Source organism: Amycolatopsis sp. NPDC104775 (assembly GCF_055583325.1).
Map to the genome: position 1 here is coordinate 637,037 of NZ_JBVJOE010000001.1, position 18,803 is coordinate 655,839.

The following is an 18,803-nucleotide window of genomic DNA, read 5'->3' on the forward strand; positions in this document are numbered from 1 at the left end:
ACCTCACCCCGTCACTACCCGGCCCCCGAGCACGGTCAAATCCGACCGTACGCTCAGCAGGTCCGAGTCCGCAGCGGTGACCGGATCGTGGGCGAAGACCGCGAGGTCGGCGAGGGAACCGACGCGGAGAGTGCCCTTGACCGACTCGGCGTGCTCCAGCCACGCCGGGCCGGTGGTCCACAGCCGCAGCGCTTCCTCCCTGGTGAGCGGGCTTGCCACCGCGGCGTACGCGTTCGGCCCGGGCGAGCCGGTGAAGGTCGCGACGCCGCGCCGCCAGTCCGGCACGGTCACCGGCGCGTCCGAGCTGTCGGCGACCATGACGCCGTGGTCCAGCAAAGCCCGCGCGGGGAAAGCGTCGGCCCATCGAGCCTCGCCTAGCACGCGGACCATCGACGGGCCGCTGTAGGTCCGCATCAACGAGCTGGTGATGACCCCGATTCCGGACCGCGCCAGCCGGGAGAGCACCCCCTCGGACAAGAACGTGCCGTGGATCAGGGCGTGCCGTGCCTCGGGCCAGGGATCAGCAGCCTGTGCTGCCTCGATCGCGTCGACTACCGCGTCCGCGGCCCGGTCGCCGGTCACGTGGACCTGCACCCGCACCTGCCGCACATGCGCGACGCGGATCAGTTCGTGCAGCTCACGCACCCGCGCGGCGTCGTCGGGGCCGAAGGTCACCAGGCTCCCGTGCCCGCCCGACGGATACGGCGAGTGCATCCACGCGGTGCAGTGCGTCGGCACTCCGTCGGCGAACAGTTTGATCCCGCCGATCCGCAGCAGGTCGTCGCCTGCCGAGAACTCCGTCTCGTCGAGCAGTTGCGCGAGCGAAGCGGCGGACGTCGTCGGCGACGGCCAATTCCAGTGCAGCAGAGCGGTGATCCGCATCCGCAGCCGACCGGCGGCGCGCAGGTCCCGATAGTCCTGCCACAGTTCGGGCGGGACGATCGGGTCGGTCAAGCTCGTCATCCCGAGGGCGTTGAGCCGTTCCATGCCGCGGACGATCGCGTCCAGCCGGACAGCCCGGGTCGGCTGCGGGACCAGCGAAGCGACCAATTCCTGCGCACTCTCCACGAGCACGCCGGTCGGCTCCCCCGCCGAATCCCGCACGATCTCCCCGGCTTCCGGATCCGGTGTCGCCGCGGTGATTCCGGCCCGCGCGAGCGCAGCGCTGTTCGCCCATACTTCGTGTGACGACGCGTGATGCAGCACCGTCGGCTGGGCACCGGTCACCCCGTCGAGCCAGGCGCGGGTCGGCGTCGCCCGGCCGTCCGCGAATTCGGCGATCGTCGTTTCCCGCCAGCCGCGGCCGACGATCCACTCCCCCGGCGGCGCGTCGGCGAGCGCGCGGGCCACCGAAGCCAGATCCGAAGCGGCGAAAAGGTCCACGCAGAACTCCGTACCGGCGGCAGCGTGGAAAGCCAGGTGCAGATGGGCGTCGTTCAGTCCAGGAAGGACAGTCCGGCCGCCCAGTTCGACTGTCCGCGTGCCCGGTGCCGCCGCGGCGGAAACCGTCTTGTCGTCGCCGACCGCGGCGATCCGGCCGTCCGACACCAGCACCGCCGAAGCGGTCCCGGCCACCGGATCGAACGTCCGGACCACTCCGCCACGCAGCAGCAGATCCTCAGTCATACCGCCGCCAATTCCGGAACGTCGCCGCTCGGCACCACGGCCTGATGCTCCGGATGCCAGGCCACGATCACGTCGTCGCCCGGCCGGTGGTCGTGCGCGACCCCGGCGGGCAACACCGCACAGCCGCGCGCCCCGTCGGAGTACCGCAACCAGATCCGCGTGTGGTCGCCGACGTACACGATATCGGTCACCCGTGCGCTCACCCGCTGGTGTCCACTCGGGACTGGATCAGCGGGAGCGTGCAGGGTCAAGCGTTCCGGCCGCACGATCGTCACCTCCCCCGGGGTCAGCGACAACGCATTGGACTCCCCGACGAACTGCGCGACGAACAACGTTTCCGGCCGTTCGTACAATTCCTCCGGCGTGCCGACCTGTTCGATCCGGCCGTCGTTGAACACCGCGATCCGGTCCGACAACGTGAGCGCTTCCTGCTGATCGTGCGTGACGAAGAGGAACGTCATGCCCAATTCCCGGTGCATGCGCGCGATTTCACGCTGCAGCTGATCCCGCAGCTTCTTGTCCAGCGCGCCCAGCGGCTCGTCCATCAACAGCGCTCGCGGTTCGTATACCACCGCCCGGGCCAAAGCGACGCGCTGCTGCTGTCCACCGGAAAGCTGGCGCGGCAACCGGTCCCGCACCGCCGAAAGCCCGACCAGCTCCAGCACCTCATCCACCCGCCTCGCGATCTCCGGCTTCGGCACCTTGCGCTGAGTCAGTCCAAAAGCGACATTCCGCGCCACTGACATGTGCGGGAACAGCGCGTACTGCTGGAAAACCACGCCCAGATTCCGCCGGTGCGGTTTGAGCCGCGAGATCTCCTGACCGTCCACAGTGATCGATCCGGACGTGAGCGGGGTGAACCCGGCGATCATCGACAGCATCGTCGTTTTGCCCGACCCGGACGGGCCGAGGAAGGTCATGAACTCGCCGTCGGCGATGTGCAGCGAAACGTCGTCCACGGCGGGCCGGTCGACGCCGGGGTACGCCTTGGTCACGTGGGCGGTCGCGATTCCGTCGCCGGTGATTGTCTCGGTCATGATTGCTCTTTTCCGCGCAGAAAGACGGGAACGAACAGCAGGATGGTGGTGAACACGACGATCAGGCTCGACGCCGCCGCGATCGTCGGGTCGATTTCCAGCACGATCGATTCGTACATCTTCACCGGCAGCGTCTTGATCGCGGGCGTCTGCAGGAACAACGCGACCACGACCTCGTCGAACGACGTGGCGAAGGCGAACACGAAGCCGGACAGCACGCCGGGCGCGATGATCGGGAGCACGACCTTGCGCAGCGTCGCGAATCGCGGCGCGCCAAGGCTGGCCGCGGCTTTCTCCATGACCGGGTCGTAGCCGGCGAGGCTGGTCCGCACCGAGGTGAGCACGAACGGCAGCCCCAGCACCGCGTGCGCCAGCACGAAACCGAGCATCATGCCGTTCAGCTGCCAGCGCAGGAAAACCCCGTAGATCGCGACCGCGACGACAATGCCCGGCAGGATCATCGGAGCCATCAGCAACTGCCGGACGACTCCCCTGCCGCGCCGCATCCGGTCGAGCGCCAGCACGGCCGCCACGCCGAGCACCGTTGCCAGCGCCGCCGCGAGCACGCCGACCTGGACCGAATTCGCCAGCGCGGCCAGCCATTGCTTGCTGGTGAAGAACTCGGCGTACCAGTGCCACGACCAGTCCTTGGGCGGGAACTCGAACGTCGAGCCCGCGCCGAAGCTCATTGGGATCACCACAAGCGTCGGCGCGACGAGGACGAACGCGACCAGCACGACCCACGCGCGCAAGCCCCAGCCGAGGCTCCGTTGCCGCACCGCAGCGGCTCTGCTGATGGACGGATTGTCAGCCACGGTCGGCACCTCCGGCCGCGCTGGTGCCCAGCGGCGCGGCCACGCGGCTGAGCACGGCGAGAACCACCAGCGTCACGACTAGAAGGATCGTCCCGAGCGCTCCGGCGCCCGCGAAGTCCAGCAGGTCGTTGACCTGGGTGCCGATCACCTGCGCGACCAGCGCCTGTTGCGGCGTGCCCAGCAGCGCCGGGGTGATGTAGAAGCCCAGCGACATGATGAACACCACCGAAACCCCGGCCAGTACGCCCGGCATCGACAGCGGCACGTACACCCGCAGGAACGCCACCGGTCGCCGTGCGCCGAGGCTGCCCGCCGCGTGCAGCAGGCTGCGGTCGATGCTGAGCATCGAACTTTGCAGCGGCAGCACCATGAACGGCAGCATCACCTGCACCATCGCGACCGTCACGCCGGCCACCGAGCCCAGCAGCACGACGCCGTCGATGCCGACCGCCGAGAGCGCCTTTTCGATGACGCCGCCGCGCTGTTCGAGCACGTACCAAGCGAAGTTGCGCGCCATCAGGCTGGTCCAGAACGGCATCAGAACCAGCAGCGTCAGCACTGACCGGGCACGACGGCCGACGAGCGTCATCGCGTACGCATAGGGGTAGGCGATCACGAGCGTGGCCGCGGTGATGATCAACGCGGTCCGCAAAGTCCGCAGCATCACGCGGAGCTGCACCTCGTCGCCGAGCACCGCCAGGTAGTTGCCGATCCCGAACGACGGCTCGGTGAAGCTGCGCCACAGGATCACCGCGAGCGGATAGAAAAAGAACACCAGCACCACCGCCGCGGCGGGGAGCAGCAGCCACGAAGTCCGCCGTTTTTCCGGCCTGGCCTGCGGAACGGACGGGGGCCGGGTCGCCACGGCGGTCATCCGGTCGTCCAATCCGACCACGCCTTCACCAGCTCGGGCCGGTGCGCGGCCCAATAACGCACGTTGCTGAGCACTCGCAGGTCCTCCTTGCCCTCGCCCCAGATGTCGAGCTGACGGCCGATCTCCGAACGGGCGGCGGGGGCGGCCGTGTTGGCCGGTCCCACGCCCGCCCGCGCGGCGAAGTCCGCCGCTTGCGCCGGTCGTGAGGCGAAGCGGATGAGCTTCTTCGCCTCCTCGGCGCGTGCCGTCCCCTTCGGCACCACTAAGACATCCCAGGTCACCGGAACTGGTATGTCAGGCACCACTTTCCAGTTCGTCGCCCCCGCCTTGAGCAGCGAGAACGCCCGGGCGCTGACGATCAGCGCCAGGTCCGCCTGCCCGCCGGCCATGCGTTGCTGCTGGTCGCCGTAGGTGCTGGTGATGGACAGCTGCGGGCGGATCCGGTCGTACATCCGCAGCGCGCGGCGGATGTCGAGCGGATACAGCTGGTCCCGCGGCACGCCGTCGGCCAGCAGCGCCGCTTCGATCGTGCCGACGCTCGGGTCGCCGCCGTAGATGACGCGGCGGCCGGGGAACTGCTTCGGGTCGAAGAAATCGGCGAGTTTCGTCGGCGGATGCTGGCCGTAGACCTTCGAGTCGTACATCAGCATCATGCCGAAGAAGGCGTCCGGGACCCCGCAATCGGTGAGCGAGCCCTCCGGGAACCCGGCGGCCTGCGCTCCCATGTCGACGGGTTCGAGCAGGCTCCCGCAGACCGCGGCGGCAGCGGACGCGTCGGTGTCGACGACGTCCCAGGTCACCTTCCCCGCCTCGACCATCGCCTTGAGCTTGGCGTTGCTCGACGGGCCGTCGAGGGTGACCGTGGTCCCGGTCTGCCGCTCGTACGGATCGAGCCACGCGGCGCGCTGGCCCGCCTGGTATGCGCCCTGGCCGTAGGAAACGAAGACGAGCGAGTTGGGACCACCCTCGGAAAGCGCGCACCCGGCGGTGGTGAGCAGAAGCGCGGCGGACAGCAGCGTCGGTATCCGGCGTCTCATGGCTTCTCCGTCAGCTCCCCGCGGCCGCGACGTGCCTGCACAACACGTCGGCCAAAGTGTCGATCTGTTCCTCGGTGATCACCAGCGGCGGGGACAGCACGATGCTGGTCCCGGACGCGCGGACCACCACGCCGTCCGCGCGGCAGCCCGCCTGCACCGGCGCGGTGGGCCGGTCCGCGAACTCGATGCCGAGCATCAGGCCGACGCCGCGGACCTCGCGCACGTGCGGCAGTTCGGCGAGCGGGTCGAGCCGCGCGCGCAGCCGGGCGCCGAGGACGGTCGCGCGTTCCAGCAGGTGCTCCTTTTCGATGATGTCCAGGTTCGCCAGCGCGACCGCCGAACCGACCGGATGGCCGTTGTAGGTGAAGCCGTGCAGGAACGTCGCGCCTTCGGCGAGCTCGAGCACCCTCCGTCCAATGAGGACCGCACCCATCGGGATGTACCCGCTCGTAAGCCCCTTCGCGGTGACGCTCATGTCCGGTTCGACGCCGAAATGCTCGCTGCCGAACCAATGCCCGGTGCGGCCGAACGCGGTCACGATCTCGTCCATGATGAGCAGAATCCCGTGCCGTCGCAGGACTTCCTGCACGCGCGGCCAGTAGCCCTCGGGCGGCGGCACCATCCCGCCGACACCGAGCACCGGCTCCCCGATGAACGCCGCGATCCGATGTGGACCGATTTCCGCAATGCGTTCTTCCAGCTCTGCCACGAGAAGATCAGTCGCGTGTGGACCGTGTTCGAGACCGTGCGGTTTGCCGAGCCATTCGACGTCCGGCAGCAGCGGTCCGTATCCGGCGCGCAGGCCCTCGATCCCGGTCGCGGCCAGCGACGCGCCGCCCATGCCGTGGTAGCCGCCGTGCCGGGCCAGCACCACGGTGCGTTCCGGCGAGCCCGCGTGGTGGAAGGCGAGCCGGGCGAGTTTGATCGCGGTTTCGTTGCCCTCGGAGCCGCCGTTGGTGAGGAAAACGCGTTCCAGCCCGGCCGGGGCGAGCGACAGCAGGCGTTCGGCGAGGCGGATCGACGGGGCGTTGGAGTAGTCGCCGAAGGACGAGTAGAACTCCAGCTTGCGGATCTGCTCGGCGGCGACGTCGGCGAGTTCGGCGCGGCCGTGGCCGACCGGGCACTGCCAGAGACCGCAGGTGCCGTCGAGGTACTGGTTGCCTTCGGTGTCCCACAGCAGTGCGCCTTCGCCGCGGTCGAGGACGAGCGGTTCGGCCGGGTCGCCGATGACGGTGTGCGGATGGATGAGGGTGCGCCGGTCGGCGGCGGCGAGGTCAGCGGTGGTCAACGCGGATTCCTTTCGGGGAGCGGTTCAGAACCGCAGAGCGACGGCTTTGATTTCGGTGTAGGCCTCGATGCCTTCGGCCCCGCCTTCGCGTTCCTGGCCGGAGTTCTTCTGACCGCCGAAGGGAAGTTCCGGGCGCACCGGCGCCGGGTCGTTGACCCCGAAGACGCCGAAGTCGAGCCGGTCGAGGGTGCGCCAGATGCGGCGCAGATCGGCGCCGAAAACGTAGGCGGCGAGGCCGTAATCGGTGGAGTTGGCCAGTTCGACGGCCTCGTCGTCGGTGCGGAAGGCCGACACCGCCAGCACCGGGCCGAACGTTTCCTCGCGGCTGATCAGCATCTCCGGGGTGACGTCGGCCAGCACGGTGGGTTCGAAGAAATGGCCCGGCAGCGCGGAATCCGTCCACCGGCTGCCGCCGACGAGCACGCGTGCGCCCTTGCCGATCGCGTCCGCGACCTGGTTTTCCACCTTCGCCAGCCCGGCTTCGTCGATCAGCGGCCCGACGTCAGTGCCCTCGGCGTCGCCCCGGCCGACCTTCAGCGCGGCGGTTTTCTTTTCGATCAAGGAAAGCAGGTCGTCGCGGACGCTTTCGTGGACGTACAGCCGGTTCACCGCCGTGCAGCTCTGCCCGGCGTTGAAGAACTTCCCGGCGACGACACCCGCCGCGGCCGCTTCGAGATCGGCGTCCTCGAACACGATCGCCGGCGAATGCCCGCCCATTTCCAGCGACGTGCGGCGGAGGATGTCGCCGGTCCGGCGCAGCAGGCCCAGCCCGACCTCGGTGGAACCGGTGAAGCTGACCTTGCGCAGCCGCCGGTCGGCCAGCAGTTCGCCGACGAGTTCGGCGGGCCGGGCGGTGGTCAGCGACTGCAGCACGCCCGGCGGCAATCCGGTGCCCTGCACGATGTCCAGGAGCGCGGTGGCGATCAGCGGGGTCTGCTCGGCGGGTTTCGCGAGGACCGGGCAGCCCGCCGCGAGCGCGAGCCCGACCTTGCGGATCAGCATGCTGGCGGGGAAGTTCCACGGCGTGATGGCGAGCACCGGGCCGACCGGAGCGCGCAGCACGAGCCCCGGGCCCGCCGCGTTCGCCGGGACGACCCGCCCGTACGCGCGGCGGCCCTCTTCGGCGGCCCACTCCAGCATCCGGGCGGCTCCGGCCAGTTCGCCGTTCGCCTCGGCGAGCGGTTTCCCGTTCTCGCGGCTCAGCAGCGCGGCGAGTTCGCTTTGCCGCACCCGGATTCCGGTGGCCGCGGCACGCAGGTGCCCGCCGCGGGTCTCCGGATCGGTGTCCGCCCAGCCCCGGGCGGCTTTCGCGGCCGCGGCCAGTGCGTCCCGCGCCTGCTCGGGTCCCGCGTCGGCGGCCTGGCCGAGGACGACGAGGCTCGCGGGGTCGACGACGTCGAACGTCGCCGGGGCGGACTGCCAGCGGCCGTCGATCAGCAAGGTCGCGGCGGCGGTGTCGGGCATCGGGTACGCCTTTCGGGTCGGCGGGTTCGGGGATGCGCCGAGTCTGACCCCAAGGTGTTGATTAAGTCAACACCCGAATTCCGGAAAGGACAGTCGGAAGTCCTTGCCGGACAAGGATCTTCGGCAACACATCGACCCCGGCGGCGTCGGGCGCGGCCGGGGTGGGGACGGTTCGGTTAACGCGCGGCCGCGAGCAGGCCGCGCAGGGCTTCGAGCGCCGGTCCCGGATCGACGTCCGGGTCCGCCGCCTGGTGCAGGAACATTCCGTCGAGGGCGTAGAACACGAGCTGGGCCAGCCCGCCGCCGGCCGACAGCTCCTTGCCGACCGCGGCGAGATAGCCGTCGTAGAGCCGCCGGACGACCGGCCGCAATTCGGGCCGCCGCGCCGCTTCCACGACCAGCTGATACTGGAACACTTGCAGGTCCGCGCTGTCCCGGAAGCGCTGGCGCACCTCGGGACCGTCCGCGTAGACGCCGGTGCGGGCGCCGATCAGGCCGTTCTCCGCGCTTTCCTCCAGCACAAGGTCCAAAGAGGACTGGAGAAGGTCGTCGATCGAGGAGAAATGATGCTGGACCGCGCCCGTGGTGCAGCCCGCGGCCCGGGCGACCGCCCGGTAGGTGAGACCGCGCAGCCCTTCGGAAGCGACCACGCCCACCGCCGCGCGGCGCAGGGCGAGCTTCGTCCCGGCGGGATCGTCCGGGCTCCCGGACCGGCTCATCCGCACCTCCTCGGCCGACGTCCGGCCGATGCTACATTACAGATGTAATGTAGCCAAGCATGGCGCTGTCAGCCTTGGTTTTCCGGTTGTCGCTGACGGAAATGCGATGCTCTCCGGTCGGTTATTCACCGCACTGTCCGCATCGGACACCGCGAGAACTCAGCCCTGGCCCGCCAGCGCGGCGAGCACTCGCTCCCGGGTCGGCACGTCGAGCCGGCACGCGTCCCCCGCGACTGGCCCGGCCGTGTCCATCACGTCGACCCCGTCGACCAGGACCGTCGGCGAGCGGTAACGGCCGACGCGTTCGACGAGCGCCGCGTCGAGCCCGCTCTCGGCGAGGCACTCGGCCACCAGCGCCCGGGCCGCCTCGGCGTTCGGGCAGTCCGGCGCGGTCAGCAGTTCCACCCGCGTCCCGCGGATCACCGGCCCTGGCGCGCACATGACCCCAGCCTAGGCGGAAATCGGTCCTTGACAATCCGCTTCCGGAAAACGCTAGCCTGGCGCAGGACGTCGAAAGCCACAGCCCGGTGGGTAGTCCGGGCGGCGCGTCGCGCTCGTACCCGCACCTCTCCGGTGCGTCCAGCACGTCCCCTTGACCGCTGTCCAGAAGGGGAATTCGCCGTGCCCGGAAAACTTCGCGTCCTGATCGTCGGCGCCGGTATGGGCGGGCTCGCGCTCGCTCAGGGATTGCACCGCGCCGGGGTTGACGTCACAGTCTGCGAACGTGACATCTCAGCAGCCGCCCGGCGGCAGGGATATCGCCTGCGGCTCAACGCCGACGGCCTGGACGCCCTCGACCGGCTGCTTCCTGAGCAGCTCAGCCAGGCGGTGTGGGATGCCAGTTCGACGCCGTCGCGTACCAGTTACCTCACCGGGACGCCGCCGGAGGAACCCGTCGAGCGCAATGTCTCGATCAACCGCCTCACCCTGCGCGAAATCCTCCTGCACGGGCTGGACGACGTCGTCGAGTTCGGCCGCGAGTGCACCGGATACCGCCTGGACGGCACGGTCACCGCGACCTTCGCCGACGGCTCCGCCACCTCCGCGGACGTCTTGGTCGCCGCCGACGGCGTGAATTCCGTTATCCGCCGCCAATACCTGCCGCACGCCCGCGTGCTGGACACCGGCGTCCGCATCATGTACGGCCGCTTCCCGCTCACGCGCGAAACCGCCGACCTGATCCCCGACGAGTGGTTCGGGCTCTACCACGGCCTCTTCGGCCCGGACCACCAGCACATCGGCATCGCCCCGGTTCACTCCCGGCGTCCGGCGCCGCTGCCCGGCCTCACCGACACCAGCGACTACGTGATGTGCTTGTTCGCCGCCCGCACCGAACTGCTGCCGTACTCCGACGACGAACTTCGCGCCGCCACCGGACCTCAACTCCGGGATCTGGTGGTTTCCATGACCCGCAAGTGGAATCCGGAAGCGAGCGAACTGCTGGCCCTCGCCGAGTCCGAGACGCTGTTCCCCATTTTCATGCGCACCAGCGTGCCGATCGAGCCGTGGCCGACCACGTCGGTGACGTTGCTCGGCGACGCGATCCACGCGATGAGCCCAGCAGTGGGCGTCGGCGCGAACATCGCCCTGCGCGACGCCGACCTGCTGGCCGCGAAACTCGCCGAGGCCGGTACGGATCCCATTCCGGCACTGCGAGAGTACGAAACGGCAATGCTCAGCTACGGCTTCGACGCCGTCCGGACGTCGGCGAAGTTCGGCGCGATGCGGATGGGCCAGCCCGAATTGCCGGTGCACTGACGGCGGTTTGCTTTTCGAGCGCGCTGAGCCGATCCTCCCGCACGGCCAAGCGATATGTCTCGGCTCCAACGACGCAAAGCCAGCGGATCAACCATCGCCCGACGACCCCGGACCACCTCCACCCACACCCGGCCCCGCGGCCAGCGCAGCACGCTGACCCGGACTCAACCGATCAGCCCGCACCACCAAGCAATACATCTCGCCCCTGACCACCCGCACAACCAACGGATCAGCCATCGCCGGGTGACCCCGGACCACCTCCACCGCCACCCGCGCGCGGCCCCGCGGCCAGCCGAGCGCGGTGGCCAAAGCGTCCAGCGTCATCGGCCGACCAGCGTGCACCAGCGCGGCGACCACGGTCAACGCGTCGTACCCGGCCGCTTCCGCGAGGTCGCTGTCGCCCATCTGCTCGCTGAGCCTGCCGAAAAACCGGCCCAGTTCACCGAGCCGGGCACCGGCGGGGGTGTCGGCGCCGAAGAGGTCGATGCCCCGGCGCGCGGCGGACGCGATCCGGCCGTGTGCGTCGGTGTCCGCTCGCCAGGCCCGGAGCCAGGCGCCGTCGTCGATCGCGTACCGCTCGCGGCGGCCGGCGGGGTCTGGGCGGCGCAGCACCAGTGCCATGCCTTCCAGGTAGCCGATCGACTTGGACACCGAGGCCGGGCTGACTCGCAACCTTCGCACCAGGTCCGCAGAGGTCAGGCCGTCGGCGATCAGCAGGCAGGCGAATACTCGCGCGGTCATCCGCGGCAGGCCGGTCGCGGCGAGCAGCGCCGCGAACTCCTCCACGAAATCGCGCGCGGCTTCGGACGGGTAGCCGTCGTGGCTCGGCTCGGTGCGCCTTGCTGGCTTGCGACGGCGGGCCCGGCGCCCAGCGGTCTCCTGCGCGTTGTCGGCGAGGTAGACCCCGGCCGCGCTGTTGCGCGCGACCTCGCGGCTGATCGTGGACGTCGGCCTGCCGAGCTGCCGGGCGATCTCCGCGTACCCGAGCCCTTCGGCCAGCCAGGCCTCGATCCGCAGCCGCTCGTCCCGGGTCAGCCGGTCCCCCGGCATCAGTGCGCCCTCTCGTGCATTCGTCCACAGTACAGTGCAACGTCGAATTTCCGTATTTGCATTCATTCTCAGACTCATTGCAATAATTAGCGGTGAACTGGCCATGTGCGCCTCGAAACGGTTGACGACCCAGGAAACGCAACGTAGCTTTTCCTCATTCGAAAAAGAAAGGGAAACGCCATGACGCACGTATTGGCCGTCTCGACGGTCTCGGACCACGCCAAGTTCTGGAACGGCCTCAAGAAGGCGCACGGCCAGCTCCCCAAGGGCGCGAAGTGGAAGCTGGCGATCGCGAGCACGGACGGAACCAAGGCGGTGAACGTGATCGTGCACGACTCCGTCGAAGGGCTTCGGGCGTTCTTCGAAGCGCACGCCAGTGCTTACGCCACAACGGAATACTTCGAAGCAGACGCCGCGAACGCGGTCGGTCTCGCGCGATGACCTTCGACAGCGCACGGCTCGCCGAACTCCTGGCGGAGTACGGAATACCGAGCGCCGTGATCGGCGTCTTCCGCGACGGGCAGCGCACCGAGTTCGCGGCCGGCGTCAAGAACGTCGAAACGCGGGAACTCGCGACGGCGGACACGGTCTACCAATGCGGTTCGATGACCAAAACCTGGACCGCGCTGGCTTTCCTGCAGCTGGTCGACGAGGGGAAGGTCGACCTCGACCAGCCCGTGCGCACGTACCTGCCGGGTTTCGCGGTCGCTGATCCGGTGACCAGCGCACAGGTCACGCCACGCCATTTGCTCAATCACACCAACGGAATCGAGGAAGTGTACGGCGATCCCGGCGAGGGCGACGACGTCTGCGAGCGCATGGTCGCGAACATCGCCGACGCTCCGCAGGTCTTCCCGCTCGGCCGCACCCACGGCTACAGCGCGGCGCTGGGCTACGCCATCCTCGCGCGCATCCTGGAGGTGGCCGACGGGAAGACCTGGGACGACGCCCTGCGCGACCGGCTCTTCGTTCCACTGGGCCTGACCAGCACGAACACCCGGCCCGAGCAGGTCGACCCGGCGCGGGCGGCGACCGGGCACTTGATCCGTTCCCTGGCCGAAGGTCCGATCGTGACCCCGATCGGCTACCTGCCGCGCGCGTACGGCCCCGGCGGCGGCATCACCTCGACGATCGGAGATGTCCTCGCGCTGGCGCACGTCCTGCTGAACGACGGCGTGGCGGCGAACGGCGCCCGCGTGCTCTCGGCCCGGCTTCTCCAGGAAATGAAAAATTCGCGAGTCCCGGTGCCGGATCCGCTGCTGTTCGGACCGGAATGGGCGCTCGGGCTCATTGTGTGCGATTGGCCCGGCCAAACCGTCTACGCGACCGACGGCAGCACTATCGGCCAGAACTCGCGGCTCCGGATCCTGCCGGAATCGAACACCGCCGTCGCGATACTGACCAACGGCGGGCCGCGGGAAAGCTTCTGCCGCACCGTGTTCGCCGAACTCCTGGGCGAGGCCACCCTCCCGGCACCGCCCGCACCAGACCCCGCGGTGAAACTCGACTTCGGAAAATACGAAGGCGTCTACGAACGTCCCGGCGCGCGATACGAGGTGTCCGCCGAAGCCGGAAAGCTCTACGCGACGCTGTCGATCGACCCGATGCAGGCCGAGTTCCTCCGTAAACCGGATCGCCTCACGTACGAACTGCTTCCGGTCAGCGAGACGCTATTCCTGATGCCGCCGACCGACCCGCTCGAGGACACCCAGTCCGTCGCGATCTACGATTTCGCGAATGGTCCGGCGCGGTACTTGCACACCAACTGCCGGGTGCACCCGCGCGTCACGCGGGCTTGAGCAGCGGAAAATCCCGGGAAAACTCCCGGAACCCCACGCTGTAGTACAACCCCCGCGCCGCCGGATGTCCAGGCGCGCCAAGGCAAGCGACCGTCGCGTGGGTGGCTCCGGCCGCCCGCGCGCGGTCCATGCCGTGCAGCAGCATCGCGCGCCCCAGCCCGAGCCGCCGGTAGTCCGGATGGGTGCCGACCGGCTCGAATTCGGCGGTTTTGTTCGCCTCGTCGAGCCACATGATCGTGGACGCCGCCATCGTCCCGTCCGGTGCTTCGACCAGGAAGTGCAGGTCGCCTCGGTACGCCGGGGTCGCGCGGACCCCCTCGTAGCTTTCCAGGGAGTACGCGATCACGCCCCAGGCATCCAGATGGGCCTGGACGGCCGCCTCCGGTCCGGCTTCGGCCGCGGTGCGGAAGCGGAATCCTTCGGGCAGCACAGGTTTTTCCAGCGCCTCGAGGTCGCGTTCGTTCATCTGCGTCCAGGATCCAGTGTCGGCAAGGCCGTCCGGGTCGGGCCGGTAACCGTGCGCGGCCCAGCGGTCCAGGCCGAACTTGTCCGCCGCGCCGGGCAGCACGGTGCGTTCGAGGCCGTCGGCGGTGGCGTCGAACCAGTCGATCACCTCGTCGACCAGCGCGGCATGGTCGGGATGGACCTGGAAGGCCAGATACGCACCAGTGATGTCTTTGACCGACCCGTCGCAGCGCCGCACGCTCCGGGGCAGCTGCGCCCACCCCCACGCGACAAGGTCATCCCCGGAGAACCACAGCCGCCGGACCCAGCTCGCACCTTGCGCGGCGTGCGCTTTGCCCCAGTTCCAGGCCAGTTCGCCGTAGGAGGCGTCGGCGTTGACCAGCTCCGGGCGCACTGCGGTGATCCGCTGCGCGAGGCCCTGCATGAGCAACACATCCGCGGCGGTCAGCAGATCGGTCATGACCGGACTCTGTCAGGCGAACAGCCGGGCGTCGACCGGTTTTCCGCCGCAGCGGCGGATCACCGCGTCAGCCAGCAAGTCCGTCGGGTCCAGCACCCCGGCTTTCTGCCTCGCTGCCAACGGAAGCTCCGTGCACGCCAGCACCGTCAGCGACGCGTCGACCGCCGCCAGTGCCCGGTCGAAATACGCCGCTCCACCCGTCAAATCCCCGCGCTTCACCGCCGCCACCGCCGCATCGACGTCCCGCTGCCCCGCTTCGGACGGCACAACCCACTCGACCCCGGGTATTCCCCGCTGATACAGCCCGGCGGCGATCGTCCCGCGAGTGCCGAGCAGTCCGACCGGTCCCGGCCGTCCGGCGAGGAACCGCGCCGTTTCCGCGATCATGTCCACGAACGGCATCCCGCTGTCCGCGGCGAGCCGAGGCAGCCAGAGATGCGCGGTATGGCAAGGAATGGCGACCACGCCAGCGCCGAGAGCACGGAGTTTCTCCGCCCCGGCAAGCAAAGCCGGATATGGATCGGTGCTCCCGTCGAGCACCGCGGCGACCCGGTCCGGCACCGTCGGGTCCGCCCAGATCGCCACCCGCAGATGGTCCTGGTCGCGCTCCGCGGCGGTGCGCGCGACGAGCTTCGCGTAGAACTCCGCCGTCGCGGCGGGACCCAGGCCGCCGAGGATGCCCGCGATCACTGGAACGTCGACCGGTAGCCGAACAGCCCGGCGACGCCGCCGGTGTGCACGAACACGACGCGCTCGGTCGCGGCGAACCGGCCTTCCCCGATCGCGCCGAGCAGGCCGGCGAAGCCCTTCCCCGAGTACACCGGGTCCAGCAGGATGCCTTCGGTTTCCGCGAGCAGCCGCACCGCGTCCACCATGGACTGGGTCGGCACGCCGTAGCCCTCGCCGACCCAGCGGTCGTCCACCAGCACGTCGTCGCGGGAAACCTCCGTGCCGATCAGCTCCGCCGTCCGGGCGGCCAGCCCGTGCACCGCGTCGATCTGCCGCGTTCGCGGCTGTCGCACGCTGACGCCGAGCACCCGCGCCGGGCTGTGCACCGCGCGCAACCCGGCGACCAGCCCGGCTTGCGTGCCGGTGCTGCCGGTCGCGTGCACGACCCAGTCGACCGGGACCGGCGCGGCGTCCAGCTCCAGCGCGCACTGGACGTACCCGAGCGCGCCGATCGGATTCGACCCGCCGCCGGGGATCACGTGCGGCCGCCGTCCTTCCGCGCGCAGCTTCGCCGCCAAGTCCTCCAGCGCCGCTGACATATCAGTTCCGGCCGGTACTCGGTCCACGATGTCCGCGCCGAGAAGTTCGTCGAGGAAGACGTTCCCGGAGTTCTCGTACTCTTCGTCGCGCACCTGACGTTGTTCCAGCAGCAGCTTGCAGGCCAGCCCGGCGCGCGCGGCGGCCGCGGCGGTCTGCCGGGCGTGGTTGGACTGCGTCGCGCCCTGGGTGATCAGCGTGTCCGCGCCTTGCGCCAGTGCGTCGCCGACGAGGAATTCCAGCTTGCGCGTCTTGTTGCCGCCGGTCGCCAGGCCGGTGCAGTCGTCGCGTTTGATCCAGAGGTCCGGAACGTCGCGATGCCGTTCGCGCAACCGCGCGGTCAGCCGTTCCAGCGGTTCGAGCGGAGTCGGGAAGTGTCCGAGCGGGAAGCGGGCGAAGCGCGTCGTCTGTACCACGGACGCCATCGTGCTTCCCTGGCCCGGCCGCTGTCCACCGCGTCCATTACGGGTGCAGTTCGTCCCGGATCACCCGCGCCGCCCGTGCCAGCCGCTCCCCGATCGCAGAGATATCAGCCGGACCGGTCAAATACACCACCGCGAGCGCGGCCGGATGCTGGCCGGGCACCGCGAGCGGCACCGCGATCGACGACAGCCCGGGAATCACCTCGTCGTGACTGGTTTCGTACGCCGCTTGCTCCCCGCGCAACTGCTGCAGAATCGCGCGGCCCGGCGCGCCGTCGGTGATCGGATGCCGGCTGCCCGGCCGCTGCGCCACCGCCGCGGTCGCCTGCCGCGGTTCCACGCTCGCCAGCGTGACGACGGAATCCTCGCCGTCGAGCGTCGCGAGGAACGCCGTCATGCCGAGTTCGTTCGCCAGCACGGTCAGCTCGGGCAACGCGGTCGACTGCAGATCGCGGGAAACGTTGCGCGCCAACGCCGCCAGCCGCGCTCCCAGCTCCAGTTCGCCGTTCGCGCCGCGCACGACCAGGCCGTGGTCCTCGAGCGTGCGCACGATGCGGTAGGTGATCGACCGGTGCAGCCCGAGCCGCGAAGCCAGTTCGCCGATCGACAGCGGCGCGTCGGACTCGGCGAGCATTTCCAGCGCGGTGAGCCCGCGCGACAACGTCTGCGACCCGGCCGCTTGCTTGGCTTCCGTCACGACTCGGTCCTTCCCCGCGGGGTCTTGTGCACCGGAGCGGCCCACCTTAGCATCGATGTACTCAATAATTGAACAGCTAGTTCGATTATCGAACACGGTCCCCGATGGCGTGCTGCACCGCGCTCCGGCGCTCACAGTGAGGTGAGAAGACTTATGCAGTTCCACCACCACGGCTACGTTTCCGGCGAACCGCGCGTCCTGCCCGCCGCCGGAACCGGGATCGACCGGCCCGCGGAACTGCCGGACGAGGTCGACGTGCTGATCGTGGGCACCGGCCCGGCGGGCATGATCACCGCCGCGCAGCTGTCCCGGTTCCCGGACGTCACCACGCGCGTCGTCGAACGCCGCGGCGGACGGCTCGAAGTCGGGCAAGCGGACGGGATCCAGGCGCGCAGCGTCGAAACGTTCCAGGCGTTCGGTTTCGCGAACCGGATCATCGAAGAGGCCTACCGGATCACCACGATGTCGTTCTGGAAACCCGATCCCGCCGACCCGAAGCGCATCGTCCGCTCGTCGCGCGTCCCGGACGATCCCACCGGGATCAGCGAATTCCCGCACCTCATCGTGAACCAGGCCCGCGTGCAGGACTATTTCGCCGAGTACATGGCCCATTCGCCGAGCCGGATGACGCCCGATTTCGGCCTGGAATTCCTTTCTCTGGCCATTACCGAGGGCGACGAATACCCGGTCGCCGTCACGCTGCGGCACACCACCGGCCCGCGCACCGGCGAGGATCGCGTCGTCCGGGCCAAATACGTGGTCGGCTGCGACGGCGCCCGCAGCGCGGTCCGCGAGTCGATCGGGCGGCGGCTCGTCGGCGACCAGGCCTTGCACGCGTGGGGCGTGATGGACGTCCTCGCCGTCACCGATTTCCCGGACATCCGCACGAAATGCGCCATCCAATCCCACGACGGCGGCAATATCCTGCTGATCCCGCGCGAGGGCGGCGCGCTGTTCCGGATGTATGTCGACCTCGGCGAGGTGCCCGAGGACGACCGCGGCACCATTCGGAAAACGACGATCGACCAGATCATCGCGCGCGCCAACGCGATCATGCGTCCCTACACTTTGGACGTGCGGAACGTCGCCTGGCACAGCGTGTACGAGGTCGGCCACCGCCTCACCGACAAGTTCGACGACGTGCCCGTCGGCGACACCCGGCTGCCCCGCGTCTTCATCACCGGCGACGCCTGCCACACGCACAGCGCGAAAGCCGGACAGGGCATGAACGTCTCGATGCAGGACGGGTTCAACCTCGGCTGGAAGCTCGGCCACGTCCTCGACGGCCGCGGTCCCGCTTCCCTGCTGGCCACCTATTCGGCGGAACGCCAGCTGATCGCGAAAAACCTCATCGACTTCGACAAGGAATGGTCGGCCCTGATGGCGGCCAAGCCCGAGGACCTGGCCGATCCGGCGGAACTGGAAGAGTTCTACGTGAAGACCTTCGAGTTCCCGTCCGGCTTCATGACGTGCTACCAGCCTTCGGTGCTGATCGCCTCGCCGGAGCACCAGGAGCTGGCGACCGGTTTCCCCCTCGGCAAACGCTTCAAATCGGCCCCGGTGACGCGGGTCTGCGACGCGAACTTGGTCCACTTAGGACACCACGCCCAAGCCGACGGCCGGTGGCGCATCTACGTTTTCGCCCCCGCCGCGCCCGCTTCGGTCACGGAATTCGCCGACTGGCTTGGCAGCGCGGAAGATTCTCCGGTCGTCGCCCACACGCCGAAGAACCTTGACCTCGACGCCTGGTTCGACGTCAAGGTGATCTACCCGCAGCCTTACGAGGACATCGATCTCGGCGAGGTCCCGGACGTCTTCCTCCCGCGCACCGGACCCTTTTCCCTGATCGACTACGAAAAGGTCTACGCGGCCGATCCGGCGGACAGCATCTTCGCCGCCCGCGGCATCTCGCCGGACGGCGCGGTTGTGGTGGTCCGGCCCGACCAATACGTCGCGAACGTCCTTCCGCTCACCGCCACCGCCGAACTGGCCGAGTTCTTCGCGCCGATTTTCGCCGCCGAATAGC

General features: G+C 69.3%; 18 protein-coding genes. 4 read left to right on the forward strand and 14 right to left on the reverse strand.

Annotated features, from left to right (window positions below):
* Window positions 1-3: 3 nt before the first annotated feature.
* From ACZ63D_RS02615 to ACZ63D_RS02655, 9 genes are all read right to left on the reverse strand, one after another.
* The gene (locus ACZ63D_RS02615; protein ID WP_465352537.1) at window positions 4-1,626 is read right to left on the reverse strand and encodes an amidohydrolase; all 1,623 of its coding nucleotides are present in this window, start codon (window positions 1,624-1,626) and stop codon (window positions 4-6) included.
* The gene (locus ACZ63D_RS02620) at window positions 1,623-2,663 is read right to left on the reverse strand and encodes an ABC transporter ATP-binding protein (RefSeq protein WP_465352538.1); all 1,041 of its coding nucleotides are present in this window, start codon (window positions 2,661-2,663) and stop codon (window positions 1,623-1,625) included. The genes ACZ63D_RS02615 and ACZ63D_RS02620 overlap by 4 nt, the downstream gene beginning before the upstream one ends.
* Window positions 2,660-3,478: an ABC transporter permease gene (locus tag ACZ63D_RS02625; RefSeq protein ID WP_465352539.1), complete on the reverse strand. Its 819-nt coding sequence runs from the start codon at window positions 3,476-3,478 to the stop codon at window positions 2,660-2,662. The genes ACZ63D_RS02620 and ACZ63D_RS02625 overlap by 4 nt, the downstream gene beginning before the upstream one ends.
* A complete protein-coding gene (locus ACZ63D_RS02630) occupies window positions 3,471-4,352 on the reverse strand; it encodes an ABC transporter permease (protein WP_465353682.1) in 882 nt (293 codons plus the stop codon). The genes ACZ63D_RS02625 and ACZ63D_RS02630 overlap by 8 nt, the downstream gene beginning before the upstream one ends.
* A complete protein-coding gene (locus ACZ63D_RS02635; RefSeq protein WP_465352540.1) occupies window positions 4,349-5,389 on the reverse strand; it encodes an extracellular solute-binding protein in 1,041 nt (346 codons plus the stop codon). The genes ACZ63D_RS02630 and ACZ63D_RS02635 overlap by 4 nt, the downstream gene beginning before the upstream one ends.
* A gap of 10 nt (window positions 5,390-5,399) precedes the next feature.
* The gene (locus ACZ63D_RS02640; RefSeq protein WP_465352541.1) at window positions 5,400-6,677 is read right to left on the reverse strand and encodes an aminotransferase family protein; all 1,278 of its coding nucleotides are present in this window, start codon (window positions 6,675-6,677) and stop codon (window positions 5,400-5,402) included.
* A gap of 24 nt (window positions 6,678-6,701) precedes the next feature.
* Window positions 6,702-8,141: an aldehyde dehydrogenase family protein gene (locus ACZ63D_RS02645; protein WP_465352542.1), complete on the reverse strand. Its 1,440-nt coding sequence runs from the start codon at window positions 8,139-8,141 to the stop codon at window positions 6,702-6,704.
* A gap of 176 nt (window positions 8,142-8,317) precedes the next feature.
* Window positions 8,318-8,860 carry a TetR/AcrR family transcriptional regulator gene (locus ACZ63D_RS02650; protein ID WP_465352543.1) on the reverse strand — a complete coding sequence of 181 codons (543 nt, stop codon included), beginning with the start codon at window positions 8,858-8,860 and terminating at the stop codon, window positions 8,318-8,320.
* 159 nt (window positions 8,861-9,019) lie between these two features.
* Entirely contained in the window at window positions 9,020-9,301 is a 282-nt protein-coding gene (locus ACZ63D_RS02655; RefSeq protein ID WP_465352544.1) for an alkylmercury lyase, read from the reverse strand.
* 180 nt (window positions 9,302-9,481) lie between these two features.
* Between ACZ63D_RS02655 and ACZ63D_RS02660 the strand changes: the two genes are divergently transcribed.
* Entirely contained in the window at window positions 9,482-10,618 is a 1,137-nt protein-coding gene (locus ACZ63D_RS02660) for an FAD-dependent oxidoreductase (RefSeq protein ID WP_465352545.1), read from the forward strand.
* 87 nt (window positions 10,619-10,705) lie between these two features.
* Here ACZ63D_RS02660 and ACZ63D_RS02665 read toward each other — a convergent pair whose 3' ends face one another.
* The gene (locus tag ACZ63D_RS02665; RefSeq protein ID WP_465352546.1) at window positions 10,706-11,668 is read right to left on the reverse strand and encodes a GbsR/MarR family transcriptional regulator; all 963 of its coding nucleotides are present in this window, start codon (window positions 11,666-11,668) and stop codon (window positions 10,706-10,708) included.
* Between the two features lie 180 nt (window positions 11,669-11,848).
* On the opposite strand from ACZ63D_RS02665, the gene ACZ63D_RS02670 reads away from it, so the two are divergent.
* On the forward strand, window positions 11,849-12,109 hold the full coding sequence (locus ACZ63D_RS02670) for a hypothetical protein (RefSeq protein WP_465352547.1): 261 nt from the start codon (window positions 11,849-11,851) through the stop codon (window positions 12,107-12,109).
* A complete protein-coding gene (locus ACZ63D_RS02675) occupies window positions 12,106-13,467 on the forward strand; it encodes a serine hydrolase domain-containing protein (protein ID WP_465352548.1) in 1,362 nt (453 codons plus the stop codon). The genes ACZ63D_RS02670 and ACZ63D_RS02675 overlap by 4 nt, the downstream gene beginning before the upstream one ends.
* Here the strand turns inward: ACZ63D_RS02675 and ACZ63D_RS02680 are convergent.
* The 4 genes from ACZ63D_RS02680 to ACZ63D_RS02695 are packed head-to-tail and all read right to left on the reverse strand — an operon-like array spanning window position 13,454 to window position 16,777.
* On the reverse strand, window positions 13,454-14,392 hold the full coding sequence (locus tag ACZ63D_RS02680; protein WP_465352549.1) for a GNAT family N-acetyltransferase: 939 nt from the start codon (window positions 14,390-14,392) through the stop codon (window positions 13,454-13,456). The genes ACZ63D_RS02675 and ACZ63D_RS02680 overlap by 14 nt on opposite strands.
* A gap of 12 nt (window positions 14,393-14,404) precedes the next feature.
* Entirely contained in the window at window positions 14,405-15,082 is a 678-nt protein-coding gene (gene cuyB, locus ACZ63D_RS02685) for a cysteate racemase (protein WP_465352550.1), read from the reverse strand.
* Window positions 15,079-16,083 (reverse strand): D-cysteate sulfo-lyase, encoded by a 1,005-nt coding sequence (gene cuyA, locus ACZ63D_RS02690; RefSeq protein ID WP_465352551.1) that lies wholly within the window; start codon window positions 16,081-16,083, stop codon window positions 15,079-15,081. Before cuyA ends, cuyB begins: the two co-directional genes overlap by 4 nt.
* Window positions 16,084-16,120: 37 nt before the next feature.
* Window positions 16,121-16,777, reverse strand: coding sequence for an IclR family transcriptional regulator (locus tag ACZ63D_RS02695; protein WP_465352552.1), 657 nt, complete (start codon window positions 16,775-16,777; stop codon window positions 16,121-16,123).
* 153 nt (window positions 16,778-16,930) lie between these two features.
* On the opposite strand from ACZ63D_RS02695, the gene ACZ63D_RS02700 reads away from it, so the two are divergent.
* Window positions 16,931-18,802 carry an FAD-binding monooxygenase gene (locus tag ACZ63D_RS02700; protein WP_465352553.1) on the forward strand — a complete coding sequence of 624 codons (1,872 nt, stop codon included), beginning with the start codon at window positions 16,931-16,933 and terminating at the stop codon, window positions 18,800-18,802.
* Window position 18,803: the final 1 nt, after the last annotated feature.

Excerpts from the sequence above, each read along its gene's own strand:
- ACZ63D_RS02615 (WP_465352537.1), bottom strand. The coding sequence starts at position 1,626 with ATGACTGAGGATCTGCTGCTGCGTGGCGGAGTGGTCCGGACGTTCGAT.
- ACZ63D_RS02620 (WP_465352538.1), bottom strand. The coding sequence starts at position 2,663 with ATGACCGAGACAATCACCGGCGACGGAATCGCGACCGCCCACGTGACC.
- ACZ63D_RS02630 (WP_465353682.1), bottom strand. The coding sequence starts at position 4,352 with ATGACCGCCGTGGCGACCCGGCCCCCGTCCGTTCCGCAGGCCAGGCCG.
- ACZ63D_RS02635 (WP_465352540.1), bottom strand. The coding sequence starts at position 5,389 with ATGAGACGCCGGATACCGACGCTGCTGTCCGCCGCGCTTCTGCTCACC.
- ACZ63D_RS02645 (WP_465352542.1), bottom strand. The coding sequence starts at position 8,141 with ATGCCCGACACCGCCGCCGCGACCTTGCTGATCGACGGCCGCTGGCAG.
- ACZ63D_RS02650 (WP_465352543.1), bottom strand. The coding sequence starts at position 8,860 with ATGAGCCGGTCCGGGAGCCCGGACGATCCCGCCGGGACGAAGCTCGCC.
- ACZ63D_RS02655 (WP_465352544.1), bottom strand. The coding sequence starts at position 9,301 with ATGTGCGCGCCAGGGCCGGTGATCCGCGGGACGCGGGTGGAACTGCTG.
- ACZ63D_RS02665 (WP_465352546.1), bottom strand. The coding sequence starts at position 11,668 with ATGCCGGGGGACCGGCTGACCCGGGACGAGCGGCTGCGGATCGAGGCC.
- ACZ63D_RS02670 (WP_465352547.1), top strand. The coding sequence starts at position 11,849 with ATGACGCACGTATTGGCCGTCTCGACGGTCTCGGACCACGCCAAGTTC.
- ACZ63D_RS02675 (WP_465352548.1), top strand. The coding sequence starts at position 12,106 with ATGACCTTCGACAGCGCACGGCTCGCCGAACTCCTGGCGGAGTACGGA.
- ACZ63D_RS02680 (WP_465352549.1), bottom strand. The coding sequence starts at position 14,392 with ATGACCGATCTGCTGACCGCCGCGGATGTGTTGCTCATGCAGGGCCTC.
- cuyA (WP_465352551.1), bottom strand. The coding sequence starts at position 16,083 with ATGGCGTCCGTGGTACAGACGACGCGCTTCGCCCGCTTCCCGCTCGGA.
- ACZ63D_RS02700 (WP_465352553.1), top strand. The coding sequence starts at position 16,931 with ATGCAGTTCCACCACCACGGCTACGTTTCCGGCGAACCGCGCGTCCTG.